The organism is Arsukibacterium sp. (genome assembly GCF_033722355.1).
In the GTDB taxonomy this organism is placed as follows: Bacteria; Pseudomonadota; Gammaproteobacteria; order Enterobacterales; family Alteromonadaceae; genus Alishewanella.
Genome location: NZ_JAWVZF010000064.1, coordinates 1 through 15,070, shown reverse-complemented (window position 1 = coordinate 15,070; position 15,070 = coordinate 1). Strand labels below are relative to the sequence as shown.

The following is a 15,070-nucleotide window of genomic DNA, read 5'->3' as shown; positions in this document are numbered from 1 at the left end:
TGAAATTTAGCCCGGTTGATTCTGGGTATATCAGCTTTGGTAACAGCACCGTCATCTGCTATTGCTTTGTAAGCTAAGCGCTTTGCTTCATCGAATGTCAGCCCATGCAGATTACTGACCAGCGCGCTGATGTCAGCGGGCGCCATCTGTGCCATTTGACCATGTTCGCGGCTGTATTTCTCAGCCGCTTCACTGATCATCTGCCTTATTTGCTGCTCACCTGGCAATGATAACTGAAAACGATAACTAAGCCGTGCCAGTTCAGGTGGGGTTTCTAATGCGTGGCTGAGTAAAATAACGGTATGTCCCAGACTATCATGCGCCTGAGCTATCTCTTTAATAAACCGGATATGTCTTGGCTCAGTTAAAAAAGGATGAAAATCGCACAACACATAAATACCCGGAATGCGGGTGCCTTTTATCTGCGCAAGCAACTGTGCCGGCTCGGTATTAAAAGCCTGGGGGCTGCTCTCACGGTCAATGCGTAGCAGGCCATCGGTAATGGTCCACTGAAACAGGGGGCGCATTAAATTTATTGCTAAACGCTTTATTAACGCCAGCGCCCGCAATTCTTCATAAGTCTCAATGACAATTAACGGACTTTTTGCCTGCACCAGTACTCTTAAATCGTCAAATTCATACATCGCTATTCCCTGTACCTGCTGCTACGCCAGCCATAAAAAAACCCACGGTTAACGTGGGTTTTATCAGAAAGGCGCTACCTTGCCAACTGCTTAAATCATGTTTACCAGCATCGAGGAGGGTTGCTCCAGATATTGCTTCCACAGATTGGTAAAACGCGCAATGGTACCACCATCAATAATCCGGTGATCCCCTGACCAGCTTATCTGCATAAGCTGTCTGGCTTCCACGTCGCCTTTGGCATTAAAGCGCGGCAGGGTTTGTACTTTTCCCAGCGCTACTATCGCCACCTCGGGTTTATTAATAATGGGGGTAGCAACGGTTCCGCCAATAGCACCAATATTAGAGATGGTAATAGTGCCACCTTTTAAATCTGCCGGACTCACGCGGCCCTCACGGGCAGCATCCGTTAAACGCCCGAGCTCACGGGCAATATCAACTATCGATTTAGCCTGACAGCCTTTAACATTAGGCACCAGTAACCCTACTTTGGAGTCCACTGCTACGCCGATATTATGCTCGCTGAAATAGCGTAACTCGGTGCATTCACTGTTTGGCTGACTGTTCATTACCGGGAAATCTTTAATCGCCAGTGACAGGGCTTTCATGAAAAACGGCATCATCGTCAGTTTCACGCCTTGCTTGGCATAACTGTCTTTCAGGCTTAACCGCAGCGCTATCAACGCCGTTAAATCGATTTCCTCACAATAGGTAAAGTGCGGTATTGTGGCGACTGAGTCTGCCATCTGTCTCGCCATCGCAGCTTTAATCCCTTTAATGGGCTCAACCCTGTCTGCAGCCTGAGCAGTAACCTGTGCCGGAGCTGCTGTTCTTGTTTCTGCTTTGGGTTCAACGGCTTTATTAACATTACCATCAGCGTAAGCTTTAACATCATCTTTGTATACCCGGCCCTTGTCACCAGAACCCGTTACTTTAGTCAAGTCAACGTTCAGTTCCCGTGCTAACCTGCGAACCGCCGGGCTGGCCAATGCCTTGCCACTGCTGACTGGCGCAGGATTAGATTCTGGCCTGCTCTGCACATTTTGAGTTTGCGCTGCTGTTGCTGCCTGAGGCGCTGCCGTCGCGGCTTCAGCAGCTAACTGCATGGCGAACAATGGCGAGTGAACTTTGGCAATGTCACCTTTGGCGTAGTACAACTTACTGACAACGCCTGAATATTTAGCCGGAATTTGCACCAGCGCTTTATCAGTCATGACATCACACACCGGCTGATCTTCTTCGATGGTATCGCCTTCAGCTACCAGCCAGTCAACTATTTCACATTCCACAATGCCCTCACCAATATCCGGCAGAATAAAATCTTCAGTACGACTGTTGGTACCCACTGCGCTGCCTGAGGCTTGAGCTGGCGCGGCTGGCGCGTATGCTTTATCAGCAACCGGTTTGGCTTTATTCGTAACTGCTGCGCTATCAGCAATTTCCATCTCAAATAACGGTGCATGCACTTTAGCGATTTCACCTTTGGCGTAATACAGTTTGCTTACCACGCCATTATGTACTGCAGGGATCTGGACCAGTGCTTTGTCGGTCATGACATCACACACCGGCTGGTCTTCTTTAATGGTATCACCTTCACTGACCAACCATTCGACGATTTCGCACTCAACGATACCTTCGCCAATATCCGGCAGAATAAAATCCTGTTTCATGCCATCTCCTTAGAAGTTAACCGAGCGCATAATCGCTTCGTAGGTTTTAAGATGATCGGCAACATATTCTTTTTCCAATGCCAGCGGATACGGCGTATCTAAACCACATACCCGTTCAATCGGGCTTTCCAGATAGAGGAAGCACATTTTCTGAATGGTTGCTGCAATTTCGCCGGCAAAACCACCGGTTAACGGTGCTTCGTGGTTTATAACCAGCCGGCCGGTTTTCTGAACTGACGCCGCAACAGTCTCCGCGTCCCACGGCAAAATACTGCGTAAATCAATAACTTCACAGGACACGCCCTGCTCCTTGGCCATTGCCACGGCTTTGTCAACTATTTCCATCTGAGCACCCCAGGCCAGCACAGTTACATCCTTGCCCTGTTGCACAACTTCAGCTTTACCCAGCTCAATTTCATAGTAATCTTCAGGTACTTCACCGGTTGATGCCCGGTAAAGTTTTTTCGGCTCGAAAAATATAACCGGATCGTCACAGGCAATAGACGCCAGTAACAAACCTTTGGCCTGATAAGGATCCCGGGGAATGACCACTTTTAAACCCGGGGTATGTGCAAAATAGGCTTCCGGTGACTGACTGTGATAATGTCCCCCGGCGATACCGCCACCATAGGGGCTGCGAAATACTACGCCACCGACATTAAACTCATTACCTGAGCGGTAGCGGAACTTGGCTGTTTCGTTAACGATCTGATCAAACGCCGGAAATATATAATCAGCAAACTGAATTTCCGCTACCGGTTTCATGCCCTGCGCTGCCATGCCATTAGCAAAGCCGGCAATGCCCTGCTCAGTTAACGGCGTATTAAAACAGCGGGCTTTACCATATTTTTCCTGCAGCTTACTGGTCGCCCGGAATACGCCGCCGAAATGGCCAACGTCTTCACCAAAACACACGACAGCGTCATCTTTAGCCATGGCGATATCAAGCGCATTATTAATCGCTTGCAGCATATTCATTTTTGCCATTAATCCATTCTCCCCGACGTCACCGGATAGGCATCCGGGTATTTTCTGATATGTTGTTTTAATTCATCTAACTGTTGCTGTAATGCCGGGATCGGTTGTTTATAAACATCAGAGATTAAGTGTTCAATGCCTGGCTTAGCCACTTTCTCAGCTACTTTCAGCGCGTCGAGTATCTCAGTACGCAGCTGGTCAGTTTTGGCTCTATCAGCATCTTCGTCCAGCCAGCCTTGTTTAACCAGCCATAACCGGAAGCGGGAAATAGGATCATTTTTACGCCACAGCTCCTCTTCTTCTTTAGAACGGTAGCCACTTGGATCATCTGACGACGAATGCGCGCCTAGCCGATAAGCTATCGACTCAATTAGCACCGGCTCATTGTGTTTAAGTGCATGTTCCCGCGCCATTTTTGTCGCCTGATATACCGCCAGAATGTCAGCACCATCAACGCGCAGTGCTTTCATACCATACCCCACTGCCCGGCACGCAATGCCATCACCGACAAATTGCTCATTGGCCGGCGTTGATATCGCGTAACCATTGTTGCGACAAAAGAATATGACCGGAGCCTTATGAACCGCGGCCATATTCAAACCGGCATGGAAATCGCCCTCTGAGGCGGCACCCTCACCAAAATAACAAATTGTGGTATTACTTAAACCGCGCAACTTCTGAGCATAGGCATAGCCACTGGCCTGCGGGATCTGAGTACCCAGTGGGGAAGAAATTGTCATATAGTAAATATCTTTACTACCGTAATGTACCGGCATCTGCCGGCCTTTTCCTAAATCTTTTTCATTAGAAAACAGTTGGTTCATAAACTGTTCCAGCGTAAAACCGCGATAGCGTAATGCGCCCTGCTCACGGTATTGTGCCATGATCATATCCTGCTCGGCCAATGCCGCCGCACTGCCTACAGTGGTTGCTTCTTCACCCAGACACTGCATATAGAAACTGATCCGGCCCTGGCGTTGCGCAGCCAGCATCCGTTCATCCAGCACCCGGGTAAATACCATGGTGTCGTACATTTTCAGAGCGGTTTCTTTGTCGAGTGAGGGTTTATCAGCACCGTCGTAAAGGTTACCATCGTCTTGCAGAATGCGCAGAGTCGGGATTTTTAACGCATCACCGGCAGTAAAAGCTGCAGTATGCACCGTGGTGATGGTGGCGTTATTAGGGTTTGTCATAGCAATCTCTTGGGTTGTGGACACGCTGTCGCTTATCGTTATTTGCCGGGAACTTTACCTTTACGTAAACTGCATTGCAACCGTGCCAGGCCACAAAAAAACCTGACCGCTGGCTGAGCTGTCAGGTTATATTTACTGTCTGTCAGCCCGGAACTGGCAGGCTACAACGCCTGTCAGACCAGATTGTCAGCCACCTTTGCCGGAATTACCATCAACATGGCACGCTGCCCCACAGCCACTTTCGCATTGGGGAAAATTAACGCTTCACCTTCCTGTTCAACCCGGTACTCAATATCACCATCAGTTGCCAGTAAGGTACCGACCGGGTAACTGGTGAAGTTTTCGATATCATCAGCAAAATGCAGTTTAAAATCCTGAGTTTGTTTAGTTATCGACCGATATACCTGATACATATTAAATTGTTGCTGATTAAAAGTACCGCCTTTTACCGGCTCATTGCAGATTAGCGCCCGTAAACTCCTATCAGCACTGGCAAACCGGCTCATGTCATTCTGGCCAAACGGCTTTACCTTGCCCAATTCAATGGTAAAAGAATGCGCGCCATGTTCGTTAGATGCGTAATAACTGAACGTGGTAGCAGGCGTTTGCATCAGAAGGACAGTATTTACATCACAGGCTGCCAGAAACGTGAACTCAGCCTTACTCCAGGGTTTACCATGTAAAAAAGGACATACCGCAAACTTCTCAAACCGGGAACCACGAATTGCAGTATGTAAATCGTACAAACAGCGGTTACGCGTACCCCCTCCGGTTACGTGTGACGCTTGAAAGAACTGGCTGACATATTGCTCCAGCGCTTTAGCCCGGCGCCTTTCAGCGTTAATCAGACCTGCTCCTTTGCTATGATGGCCGGAAAACAGCCGGTTCAGATTTTCAGTTATTTCGCGTTTGCCGGCAATAATAGCCGGCGGATTACCAAACAGGACTAACAACCGTACCGATGGGGTTAAATTCTCCGTCAGAATGTCGTGGACTATCGCCGCACAAATTTCAATCGGTGCCGTTTCATTGCCATGCACTCCGCAAGACAGCACTATATCGTCGGTTGTTACTCCAATCGGTTCAAAACAAATAACGCCTGTGTCCCACACCTGAACTGTAGTCCCGTTATCCAGCTTAAACTGAAATGGCGCCAGGCCATCCGGATTTTCCAGGGTAAGTTTAAGAAAATCTGCCGCAGGTATTAGTTGCGTTAGCATAAATGACGACTCCATGCGCTTAGCAAATCAAAACCACTAATAGCGAAGGTATTAGTGCTCAGTTTGCTGATATTCGACGACCTGTTTACGGCCTTTGGCTTTTGCCTGATACATTGCGTTGTTGGCGTTGGCCAGTAGTTTTTTAACATCATAACCACTGTTAGCACTGCCGCTGCCCCCAAAACTGGCGCTAAGTCTAAACTGATGTTCAATACTGTTGCAATCAATACTGACGATAGCATCGCGGCAAATTTCTGCCAGCAACGTGGCTTTAACTAGCCCGCAACCCGGCATCATAATAACAAACTCTTCGCCGCCAATCCGGCCAAAAATATCATTTGAACGCATAAATTGCTTACAGGCCTGCACCGGCGTGTTTCAAAATATCTGCAGCCACTATTAGTAAAGTTGTCGTAATCGTTGCTAATATTAGGGCCACTACTATGCCATAACTGTGATACCTCTGACAGCTATGCTCTAATCAAGCAAACCTGACGTCAGCAAAAAAATAATAAAAAACCCATCTTTCGATGGGTTTGTCAGATGCTTATGTTGTATAGCGACTTTAACTGCTCACTTTACATGCTGTTAGCTGCCACACCCGGCTGACATAATCCTCAATAGAGCGGTCAGAGGTAAATTTGCCTACCAGCGCGGTATTAAGAATAGCCTTTTTAGCCCAGCCCGCTTTATCGCGGTACCAGCTGTCAATCTGCTGCTGGGCGTTGGCATAAGACTCAAAATCTGCCAGCACCAGGTAAGGATCGCCGCCTTGCAGCAAGCTGTGTTTAATTGCTGCCAGCTCGCCAGGTTTGCCCGGTGTAAAATAATCGGTCTCCAGCCAGTCCAGAATCGCTTTGATTTCCGGATTATTGTGATAGTAGTCGTAGCTATGATAGCCGCTGATATGCAATGCTTTCACTTCGTCTACGGTTAAACCAAAAATCGCGATATTGTCACTGCCAACCTCCTCGGCAATTTCAATATTGGCGCCATCCAGGGTCCCGACTGTTACCGCGCCGTTTAAGGCCAGCTTCATGTTACCAGTACCTGAAGCTTCTTTACCTGCTGTTGAGATTTGCTCAGAAACATCTGCAGCGGGGATCATTTTCTCGGCCAAAGTAACCCGGTAATTTGGCATAAAAACCACTTTAAGCCGGCCTTTTACCCGCTTATCATTGTTTATTTTGTCCGCAATTTTGTTGATGGCATAAATAATTTCTTTTGCAAGTTTATACCCCGGCGCGGCCTTTGCGCCAAAAAAGAATACCCGGGGAACCATATCGTAATCTGGATTTTGTAAAATACGCCGGTATAAAGCCAGAATATGTAAAAGGTTTAAATGCTGGCGTTTATATTCATGCAGCCGTTTTATCTGAATATCAAAAATAGCTGCCGGATCGATATCAATTTTGGTTAACTTCTTCACTTCGTGAGCTAAATCAGCCTTGTTCTGTTGCTTGATCGCCATAAAACTATCCTGAACCTGCGGATCATCAGCAAAATCGGCCAGCTTGCTTAATAATTTCAGATCAACCGGCCAGCCTGGGCCGACTTTATCATCCAGTAGTTTAGATAATCTGGGATTACAGGCTTTTAACCAGCGCCTGGGGGTCACACCATTGGTAACATTAGTAAACTTATCCGGCCATAGCGCAACCATTTCCGGAAACAAATCTGACTGCACCAGCTTAGAGTGGATCTCGGCGACACCATTAACTTTGAACGAACCGACCACAGATAAATGCCCCATCCGGACCATAGGCTCATCGCCTTCTTCGATAATAGACAGCTTACGTTTTTTGGCATTATCACCTGGCCACAACACATCAACTTGCTCAACCAGGAAACGGCGGTTAATTTCATAAATAATTTCGATATGGCGTGGCAACACTTTTTCAAATAACCGTACCGGCCAGCGCTCCAGCGCCTCTGGCAGCAAGGTGTGGTTGGTATAGGCAAACACCTGCTGGCATAACGCCCAGGCATCATCCCACCCCATTTCTGCGCGGTCAATCAGAATACGCATCAGCTCCGGAATTGCCACTGCCGGGTGAGTGTCATTCAGTTGAATCACAACCTGTTGCGGGAATTGCCGCCAGTCATCGCCATGGGCTCTTTTATAACGGCGAATAATGTCTTTTAACGAGCAGGAGCAGAAAAAATATTGCTGAATAAGCCGCAGTTCCTTACCTGCATCTGTTTCGTCATTGGGGTAAAGCACTTTAGATATCGTTTCAGCTTCAATATTCTCGCGTGCCGCATCAATATAGCCACCGGAGTTAAACACATCCCAGTTGAAAAAATCGCTGGCCCGGCTTTCCCATAACCGTAATACGTTAACTGAGCTGCCCTGGTAACCTACTACCGGAATATCCCATGGTACACCTTTAATAATTCGGCCCGGGTGCCAGACTTTTTTCATTGAACCCTGCAAGTCATAGACCGTTTCAACATAGCCATATACTGACACTTCCTGCACGGATTCCGGCCGGCAGATCTCCCACGGATTACCGTATTCCCGCCAGCTGTCAGGCCGTTCAATCTGACGGCCATCCTGAAAACTTTGTTTAAACAGGCCGTGCTCGTAATGAATACCATAACCTATCGCCGGATAATTAAGCGTTGCCAGTGAATCAATAAAGCAAGCCGCTAAACGGCCAAGGCCACCATTGCCAAGTGCCATATCTTCTTCCTGATCTTCCAGATCAGCAATATTAATGCCCAGCTCTGATAACGCCTGTTTAGCCTGTTCGTATAAACCTAAATTATGCAGGTTGTTGCTGAATAAACGGCCCATCAGGTATTCCAGACTGAAATAATGCAGGGCTCGGGTATCCTGCTGGTAATGGGTGCGTTGGGTATTTCGTAAACCATCAAATACCTGCTCATTCACCGCAGCGCAAGTCGCCCGCCACCAGGCCTGATGACTGGCTTTATTGACATCCGTACCCAGACTCGAATGCAAATGTTTAATGATATTTTGTTTAAGCTGTTCGGTTAATGCACCGCCAGCAGCGGTTTTAGGTGGGGTTGCTTTCGTCATTGCCAATCCTGAAATTTACTAAGCGTATTAATGAAGCAAATCAATATCGCTGAATCAGCTGATATTATTGTTTAATGTAGAAATATTACGAAAACGATACCTCAATTTGCATCATTTGGCAAAATAAAGGCCGCAATTGTAATTAAATTACATAGTAATTACGGCCCCACTAACGGTTAGATACGGCTGAAAACCTTCTCTACAAAGGCTTTGGCATCCTGCTCCAGTTGTTGTAAATGTACCTGATCTGCAAAGCTTTCCAGATAAATTTTATAAGCATTTTCAGTGCCCGACGGGCGAGCGGCAAACCAGCCATTACGGGTAACCACTTTAACCCCGCCAATATCAGCACCATTGCCAGGTGCCTGAGTTAGTACCGCCAGTATCGGATCACCGGCAAGCTCAGTCTGAGTAACACTGGCAATATCCAGCGATTTAAGAGCTGCTTTTTGCTCAGCCGACGCCGGTGCATCTAAGCGCCGGTATAATGGTGAACCCAGCTCTTTAGTCAGCGCCTGATACTGCTTGTACGGATCAACGCCGGTCTTCGCCAGCATTTCGGCAGCCAGTAACCCCAAAATTATCCCGTCTTTATCAGTTGACCAGACTTTACCATTTAAACGTAAAAAGCTGGCACCGGCACTCTCCTCGCCGCCAAATGCCAGACTGCCGTCAGTTAAGCCGGTAACAAACCATTTAAAGCCGACAGGAACCTCACATAATTTATAGCCGCGGGCAGCAACGACACGGTCAATCAATGCACTGGAAACCAGAGTTTTACCGATGGCCAGACTGGCAGACCACTGTGGCCGGTTTGACAATAAATAATTAATTGCAACTGCCAGGTAATGATTCGGGTTCATTAAACCGCCGCTGCGGGTAACAATGCCATGACGGTCGAAATCCGGGTCGTTACCAATGGCAATATCAAACTGGTCTTTCAGTTGAATTAAGTTCGCCATGGCACAGGCTGATGAGCAATCCATTCTGATTTGGCCATCTTTATCAAGTGGCATAAAAGCAAAAGCAGGATCAACTTTATCGTTCACAACCGTAATATCCAGGCCGTACTTCTCAGCAATTCGTGGCCAGTAACCAATACCTGAACCACCAAGCGGATCGACCCCAATCCGGATACCGGATTTAGCAATAGCCGCCATATCGATGACATTTTCTAAATCGTCAACATAATGCTGAATATAATCAATATGCTGGCAGTAGCCAGACTGAATGGCCAGGTTATAGGGCATCATTCTGACCCCCTCTAAATCTTTGGCCAACAGCGCATTTGCCCGTTGCTCTATCCAGTTGGTTACCTCAGTATCTGCCGGTCCGCCATGCGGCGGATTGTATTTAATACCACCGTCTTGTGGCGGGTTATGTGAAGGGGTGATCACAATGCCATCAGCCAGCCTGCTGTCGGCACCCTCATTCTGGGTAAGAATGGCATGCGAGATAACCGGTGTCGGGGTATAGCCAAAATCTTTCTGGATACAAACCTGAATTTTATTAGCGATTAACACCTCTAGTGCTGACGCAAATGCCGCCTCTGACAGGGCATGGGTATCTTTGCCCAAGAATAATGGACCCGTGATCCCCTGAGTCTTACGGTAATCGGCAATTGCCTGACAAATGGCTAACACATGCGGTTCATTAAATGAGCAAGCCAGCGCACTGCCCCGATGGCCAGAGGTGCCAAAACTCACTTTATGCGCCGGATACTGATGGACATCAGGCTCCAGCACATAATAAGCCGTCATTAGCCGGCTGATATTTGGAATAAGATCATTGGGCACCTGCTGGCCTGCCAGGGGATGTAAAGACATACTCTTTCCTTATAATAAATCGCGGATCCGCTCGGCGTCCTGCTCACTATAACCCAGTTTGACTGCAGTTTCGGTCAGCATCATTTTTTTTCTGGTGGTGTTAGAATTAGTAATTACCCAGAAACCGGTATTAGGTATTTGTTTCGGATTGGTACTGCTGCCAGCTTCAGACAAAGCTTCTGCAGAGGTAGCAAAATAAAGACGGTTACGTCCTTTTATCTCAAGTACTTTGCTGAATTGTTTTTTATGAACCCGTGCCAACACCGACAGCAGATATAGAAATCGTCCCACCACACTGGACTCTGCCTGTAAATCCTGACGACTTACCAGATCAAATATGCTGCCCGGGTTGTTATCTCTGCCCGTTGTTGTCGCTGGCGTGGCATGTTCTGCTAGAGCCTCCGGGCTACTCTTGACTGAGGATGGACTGACCTGCTGCTCACCTAACAGTAAACGACGGAGAATATCAGAGGCACTTTCCCCAATCTGGCGGGTCTGCGCGGCTATGTAATGATACAAATCGTCTTCTATTTCAATGGTTTTCATAGGGTTTTCCGTCAACTTAAAGTTGGCTCATTATATAAAGCCTTTGCCACTGACGCCAGCGGCTTAATTTGTTAAAATATCACCTTAACTTTTTCAGTGAGTTAGAGATGATATTACATACCCACCGTGTTGGTACTGGCGAACCCCTGGTCCTTATTCATGGCTTATTTGGCAGTTACGACAACCTGGCAGGCATCAGCCGGGCACTGCAGGATCAGTGGCAGATAATCAGCATTGATCTACCTAATCATGGTCAATCACCACACAAAGATAAAATGGATCATAGCAGCATGGTTGCTGATTTAGCGGCTACGCTCGATAGCCTGAATATTAACGAGTGTGCTTTGTTAGGGCATTCCCTTGGTGGCAAACTGGCAATGGCATTTGCGCTGACTTATCCGCAACGGGTAACTCAGCTTATTGTCGCTGATATTGCTCCGGTCAGTTATAAGCCAAGCCATCAGGCTATATTTGCCGGTTTAAAGGCCGTTGACCTGCAAACAATCAGCAGCCGGGCAGATGCAGATAAGCAACTGGCTGGCTATATCAGTGAAGCCGGCGTTCGCCAGTTTTTATTAAAAAGTTTGCATAAAACCGACGAGGGCTTCAGCTGGCGCTTTAATTTAACTGCCCTTGAGCATTGTTATGACCAGTTGCTAACTGCCCCGGCCCTAGACGGACAATACGATAAACCGGTTCTTTTTATCAAAGGAGGAAACTCTGACTATATTCTGCCGGAGCACCGGTCACAGATCCTGCGTTATTTTCCTGCAGCCGAAGCAAAAATCATAAATGGCACTGGTCATTGGTTGCATGCCGAAAAACCAGTCGCTTTTGCCAAGTTGGTCCGGGATTTTTTATTGAGCCAGAACACTAAAAAATAACTTTTTTATGCTATAGTGCCGCCAATTTTTTTCAGTATGGCCAGGATTGATGACCATAGCACAATTTGAAACCCTGGGTTTATGGCTGGGTTTAACCGTTTTGTATATTTTTATCGTGCTGGCTATTAATGATGTGCTGAAAAAGAGTCAGGCACCGCGTCTGGGACGCTTTTTTGTCTGGCTGGTATTGTTTTTATCACCCTTGGTGTTTGTGATTAAAACTGTCGTCCAGCACTTTTTCGAATAACAAGGGTTGAGATTAATGGCCAAAATCGCCACTGATCGCACCACTCTTGATTTGTTTGCTGCTGACAAACGCGCGGGGCGACCTAAAACCAATCCGCTGCCACGCGAAGAACAGCTAAAGCTTAATAAGCGCAATCAAATCAAACGCGATCGTAGTAACGGGCTAAAGCGTATTGAATTTAAAGTGTCTGGTCAGTTGTATGCAGCGTTGACACAGGCTGCTGAACAGGCCAATACGACTCGCAGTACCTTTATTGAACAACTTTTAGAGCAGGCTTTATCCAGGTAAGAAGGCAATAAACCATGGCAACTGTAGGAATATTTTTCGGTAGCGATACCGGCAACACTGAGCATATCGCGAAGATGATCCAAAAAGAGCTGGGCAAGGAGCTGGTAGATATCCGTGATATTGCAAAAAGCAGCAAAGAAGATATTGCCAGCTTTGATCTGCTGCTACTCGGCATCCCCACCTGGTATTATGGCGAAGCACAATGTGATTGGGATGATTTTTTCCCTGAACTGGATAATATTGATTTTAACAATAAGTTAGTAGCGATATTCGGCTGCGGTGATCAGGAAGATTATGCTGAATATTTTCTGGATGCGATGGGCACGCTGCGCGATATCATTGAGCCTAAAGGCGCAATCATAGTGGGTCATTGGCCTACTGCAGGTTATAACTTTGTTGCCTCTAAGGCCTTAGCTGATGACAGCCATTTTATTGGTCTTGGTATTGATGAAGACCGGCAACCAGAGCTTACTGAACAGCGGGTAAAACAATGGTGCAAACAGATATATGATGAAATGAGCCTGCAGGCATTTGCTGATTTGTGATTGTGGCAGGATATTAAAAAAAGAGGCTCACGCCTCTTTTTTTAAGCTTTGCTAACGGTTTAAATGATTCACAGCCGTTGCTGCTATCGATATTTCGGTTTTTTGCGGATATAAATGGTACGGTTTACTTCGCAGACAATCTCATTATTTTTGTCTTTTATATGCACCAGGAATTCTGGAAAATACTTGTCACCCGCCGCAGTTTTCTGTCTGATATCTTCCACTGTTTCATCTGTCAGTAAAAATTCGGCTGTCAGTTTGCCAATCCCGGGTTTTATGTAGTCAATGTCTGCCTGTTTGTCCCAGACCATATATTCTTTACCCAGACTACCCATTAACAGCAAAGGGTATATCGGATCAGTCATCGCAAACATAGAACCACCAAACTGACTGCTGTTAATATTACGGGTCCACGGGCGGTTTTTAAGCTCTACTCTGGCAAAACGGTAATCATCAGCCAAATAAGCCACTTCGATACCAGTAAATAAAAAAGGGGGCCAGTAATTTAATAGTCTTCGCATGATTTGTGGTTTAAATGCCCAGCGCATAATATCACCTGGTATGACCTCTAAATAACGCATTTTAACTTGCTGAACTGAAAGTACAAGACTGGCTGGCATAAATCAGCACTACCCGGCCATTTCAATATTGTGCTAATGTCTTTATAATCGAAGCAAATCCACCAGCAAGACAGAGTTTTTTATGTCAGATCATAATCATGAGCTACGCAAGGCCGGCCTGAAAGTTACCCTGCCGCGGGTCAAAATACTCGAGATTTTACAAGATCCAAATCATCAGCATATCAGCGCTGAAGACGTATATAAAATCCTGTTAGAACTGGGTGAAGATATTGGGCTGGCAACGGTATACCGGGTTCTGAACCAATTTGATGATGCAGGCATTCTGACCCGTCACCACTTTGAAGGAGGGAAGTCGGTTTTTGAATTAACGGGTAATAGCCATCATGATCACCTGGTATGCCTGAAATGCGGCAAGGTTATCGAGTTTGAAGATGAGACGATAGAGGCTAAGCAACTGGAGATAGCCGAGCGTAATGGTATTAAGCTGACCCATCACAGTCTGTACTTATACGGAGAGTGTAAAGATACAGAGCAATGCCAGAAAAACGCCAGTTCTCATTAAGTGATAAAAATAATAGCGGCAGCTTTGTCTGCCGTGGTTGGACAACCTTACTGATTATCAGGCTATGGCAGTATTAATTCTGGCCATCACCAGGGCACTGACGTATTTACCATATTGAAAAGCAAAGTCTGCCAGCTCTGCCTCTACTTCAAACCCGAAGCGTTCATACAATGCAATAGCCACCTCATTGCTACTGTATACTGTCAGTTCCATCCGGCGGATATTCAACCAGTTATCGGCCATTTCCAGCGCTGCCCGTAACAGCGCAGAGCCTATCCCCTGCCCCTGATACTCTTCCATTACTCCCATTCCTAATTCTGCAACGTGGCGGCGTCTGGGGTTCTGACAAACCTGCAACCCTAACTGTCCAACGACCTGATCTTCAACCTCGGCCACCAGATTATAAAAGCCGGCACCGGCGTTATACAGCTTCTGCCAGCTGGCGACCGGTTGATAGGGTAACTGTAACGTGTTGGCAAATATCGTTGGCTGATCATAAATAGCTTTAATCGCTTCGATATCAACCGGTTCAGCATGACGGATCACTACAGGCATGGATATGACGTCCCTGACAAATAAGTCACTCATCTTAAGACGGAGTTGATGCCGCTAACAAGAGCTAAAATGCAAAAAGCCAGCTTAAGCTGGCTTTTTAGGCTAAGGGCTAATCAGAGCTGTTGCTCAAGCTCAGGCAGTACTGTAAATAAATCTGCCACTAAACCATAATCAGCAACCTGGAAAATAGGCGCTTCAGCGTCTTTATTTATTGCAACGATAACTTTTGAATCTTTCATCCCGGCAAGGTGCTGAATAGCGCCTGAAATGCCGACCGCAATATAGAG

The 15,070-nt window shown here is 46.8% G+C and carries 16 protein-coding genes and 1 pseudogene; 5 read left to right on the top strand and 12 right to left on the bottom strand.

What is annotated here, in order from left to right; translation table 11 throughout:
• From R3177_RS07865 to seqA, 9 genes and pseudogenes are all read right to left on the bottom strand, one after another.
• Positions 1-644 (bottom strand): annotated as a pseudogene (locus R3177_RS07865) (ATPase); the annotation flags it as partial.
• A 90-nt stretch (positions 645-734) separates the two neighbouring features.
• Positions 735-2,312 (bottom strand): dihydrolipoyllysine-residue acetyltransferase, encoded by a 1,578-nt coding sequence (locus R3177_RS07860; RefSeq protein ID WP_318970488.1) that lies wholly within the window; start codon positions 2,310-2,312, stop codon positions 735-737.
• A gap of 9 nt (positions 2,313-2,321) precedes the next feature.
• A complete protein-coding gene (locus R3177_RS07855; RefSeq protein ID WP_318970487.1) occupies positions 2,322-3,299 on the bottom strand; it encodes an alpha-ketoacid dehydrogenase subunit beta in 978 nt (325 codons plus the stop codon).
• Entirely contained in the window at positions 3,299-4,483 is a 1,185-nt protein-coding gene (locus R3177_RS07850; RefSeq protein ID WP_318970486.1) for a thiamine pyrophosphate-dependent dehydrogenase E1 component subunit alpha, read from the bottom strand. The genes R3177_RS07855 and R3177_RS07850 overlap by 1 nt, the downstream gene beginning before the upstream one ends.
• A 173-nt stretch (positions 4,484-4,656) precedes the next feature.
• Complete coding sequence (gene astE, locus R3177_RS07845) at positions 4,657-5,703, bottom strand: succinylglutamate desuccinylase (protein WP_318970485.1); 1,047 nt, start codon at positions 5,701-5,703, stop codon at positions 4,657-4,659.
• Between the two features lie 51 nt (positions 5,704-5,754).
• Positions 5,755-6,072 carry a GGDEF domain-containing protein gene (locus tag R3177_RS07840; protein WP_318970484.1) on the bottom strand — a complete coding sequence of 106 codons (318 nt, stop codon included), beginning with the start codon at positions 6,070-6,072 and terminating at the stop codon, positions 5,755-5,757.
• A 196-nt stretch (positions 6,073-6,268) separates the two neighbouring features.
• Positions 6,269-8,749 carry a glycogen/starch/alpha-glucan phosphorylase gene (locus R3177_RS07835; protein ID WP_318970483.1) on the bottom strand — a complete coding sequence of 827 codons (2,481 nt, stop codon included), beginning with the start codon at positions 8,747-8,749 and terminating at the stop codon, positions 6,269-6,271.
• 176 nt (positions 8,750-8,925) lie between these two features.
• Positions 8,926-10,575, bottom strand: coding sequence for a phosphoglucomutase (alpha-D-glucose-1,6-bisphosphate-dependent) (gene pgm, locus R3177_RS07830; RefSeq protein ID WP_318970482.1), 1,650 nt, complete (start codon positions 10,573-10,575; stop codon positions 8,926-8,928).
• Between the two features lie 9 nt (positions 10,576-10,584).
• Entirely contained in the window at positions 10,585-11,121 is a 537-nt protein-coding gene (seqA, locus tag R3177_RS07825) for a replication initiation negative regulator SeqA (RefSeq protein WP_318970481.1), read from the bottom strand.
• 68 nt (positions 11,122-11,189) lie between these two features.
• Here seqA and R3177_RS07820 point away from each other — a divergent pair, with 68 nt between their 5' ends.
• From R3177_RS07820 to fldA, 4 genes are read left to right on the top strand one after another with little or no spacing between them, the layout of a single operon-like run.
• Positions 11,190-12,005, top strand: coding sequence for an alpha/beta fold hydrolase (locus R3177_RS07820; RefSeq protein ID WP_318970480.1), 816 nt, complete (start codon positions 11,190-11,192; stop codon positions 12,003-12,005).
• 49 nt (positions 12,006-12,054) lie between these two features.
• A complete protein-coding gene (locus R3177_RS07815; RefSeq protein ID WP_318970479.1) occupies positions 12,055-12,252 on the top strand; it encodes a DUF2788 domain-containing protein in 198 nt (65 codons plus the stop codon).
• Between the two features lie 15 nt (positions 12,253-12,267).
• Entirely contained in the window at positions 12,268-12,540 is a 273-nt protein-coding gene (gene ybfE, locus R3177_RS07810) for a LexA regulated protein (protein WP_318970478.1), read from the top strand.
• Between the two features lie 14 nt (positions 12,541-12,554).
• Positions 12,555-13,085 carry a flavodoxin FldA gene (fldA, locus tag R3177_RS07805; RefSeq protein ID WP_318970477.1) on the top strand — a complete coding sequence of 177 codons (531 nt, stop codon included), beginning with the start codon at positions 12,555-12,557 and terminating at the stop codon, positions 13,083-13,085.
• An 83-nt stretch (positions 13,086-13,168) separates the two neighbouring features.
• Here fldA and R3177_RS07800 read toward each other — a convergent pair whose 3' ends face one another.
• Positions 13,169-13,666 carry a DUF4442 domain-containing protein gene (locus tag R3177_RS07800; RefSeq protein ID WP_318970476.1) on the bottom strand — a complete coding sequence of 166 codons (498 nt, stop codon included), beginning with the start codon at positions 13,664-13,666 and terminating at the stop codon, positions 13,169-13,171.
• Between the two features lie 121 nt (positions 13,667-13,787).
• Between R3177_RS07800 and fur the strand changes: the two genes are divergently transcribed.
• On the top strand, positions 13,788-14,228 hold the full coding sequence (gene fur / locus R3177_RS07795; RefSeq protein WP_318970475.1) for a ferric iron uptake transcriptional regulator: 441 nt from the start codon (positions 13,788-13,790) through the stop codon (positions 14,226-14,228).
• A 57-nt stretch (positions 14,229-14,285) separates the two neighbouring features.
• Here the strand turns inward: fur and R3177_RS07790 are convergent, their stop codons facing one another.
• Together R3177_RS07790 and R3177_RS07785 are read right to left on the bottom strand one after the other, a co-directional pair.
• A complete protein-coding gene (locus tag R3177_RS07790; protein ID WP_318970474.1) occupies positions 14,286-14,783 on the bottom strand; it encodes a GNAT family N-acetyltransferase in 498 nt (165 codons plus the stop codon).
• Positions 14,784-14,896: 113 nt separating this feature from the next.
• A partial coding sequence (locus R3177_RS07785; RefSeq protein ID WP_318970489.1) for an electron transfer flavoprotein subunit alpha/FixB family protein occupies positions 14,897-15,070 on the bottom strand: 174 nt, incomplete at its 5' end.

Bases quoted from the DNA above. Each gene is read 5' to 3' on its own strand.
- astE (WP_318970485.1), bottom strand. From the start codon at position 5,703: ATGCTAACGCAACTAATACCTGCGGCAGATTTTCTTAAACTTACCCTG.
- R3177_RS07850 (WP_318970486.1), bottom strand. From the start codon at position 4,483: ATGACAAACCCTAATAACGCCACCATCACCACGGTGCATACTGCAGCT.
- R3177_RS07855 (WP_318970487.1), bottom strand. From the start codon at position 3,299: ATGGCAAAAATGAATATGCTGCAAGCGATTAATAATGCGCTTGATATC.
- fur (WP_318970475.1), top strand. From the start codon at position 13,788: ATGTCAGATCATAATCATGAGCTACGCAAGGCCGGCCTGAAAGTTACC.
- seqA (WP_318970481.1), bottom strand. From the start codon at position 11,121: ATGAAAACCATTGAAATAGAAGACGATTTGTATCATTACATAGCCGCG.
- R3177_RS07860 (WP_318970488.1), bottom strand. From the start codon at position 2,312: ATGAAACAGGATTTTATTCTGCCGGATATTGGCGAAGGTATCGTTGAG.
- ybfE (WP_318970478.1), top strand. From the start codon at position 12,268: ATGGCCAAAATCGCCACTGATCGCACCACTCTTGATTTGTTTGCTGCT.
- R3177_RS07835 (WP_318970483.1), bottom strand. From the start codon at position 8,749: ATGACGAAAGCAACCCCACCTAAAACCGCTGCTGGCGGTGCATTAACC.
- R3177_RS07815 (WP_318970479.1), top strand. From the start codon at position 12,055: ATGACCATAGCACAATTTGAAACCCTGGGTTTATGGCTGGGTTTAACC.
- pgm (WP_318970482.1), bottom strand. From the start codon at position 10,575: ATGTCTTTACATCCCCTGGCAGGCCAGCAGGTGCCCAATGATCTTATT.
- R3177_RS07800 (WP_318970476.1), bottom strand. From the start codon at position 13,666: ATGCGTTATTTAGAGGTCATACCAGGTGATATTATGCGCTGGGCATTT.
- fldA (WP_318970477.1), top strand. From the start codon at position 12,555: ATGGCAACTGTAGGAATATTTTTCGGTAGCGATACCGGCAACACTGAG.
- R3177_RS07790 (WP_318970474.1), bottom strand. From the start codon at position 14,783: ATGCCTGTAGTGATCCGTCATGCTGAACCGGTTGATATCGAAGCGATT.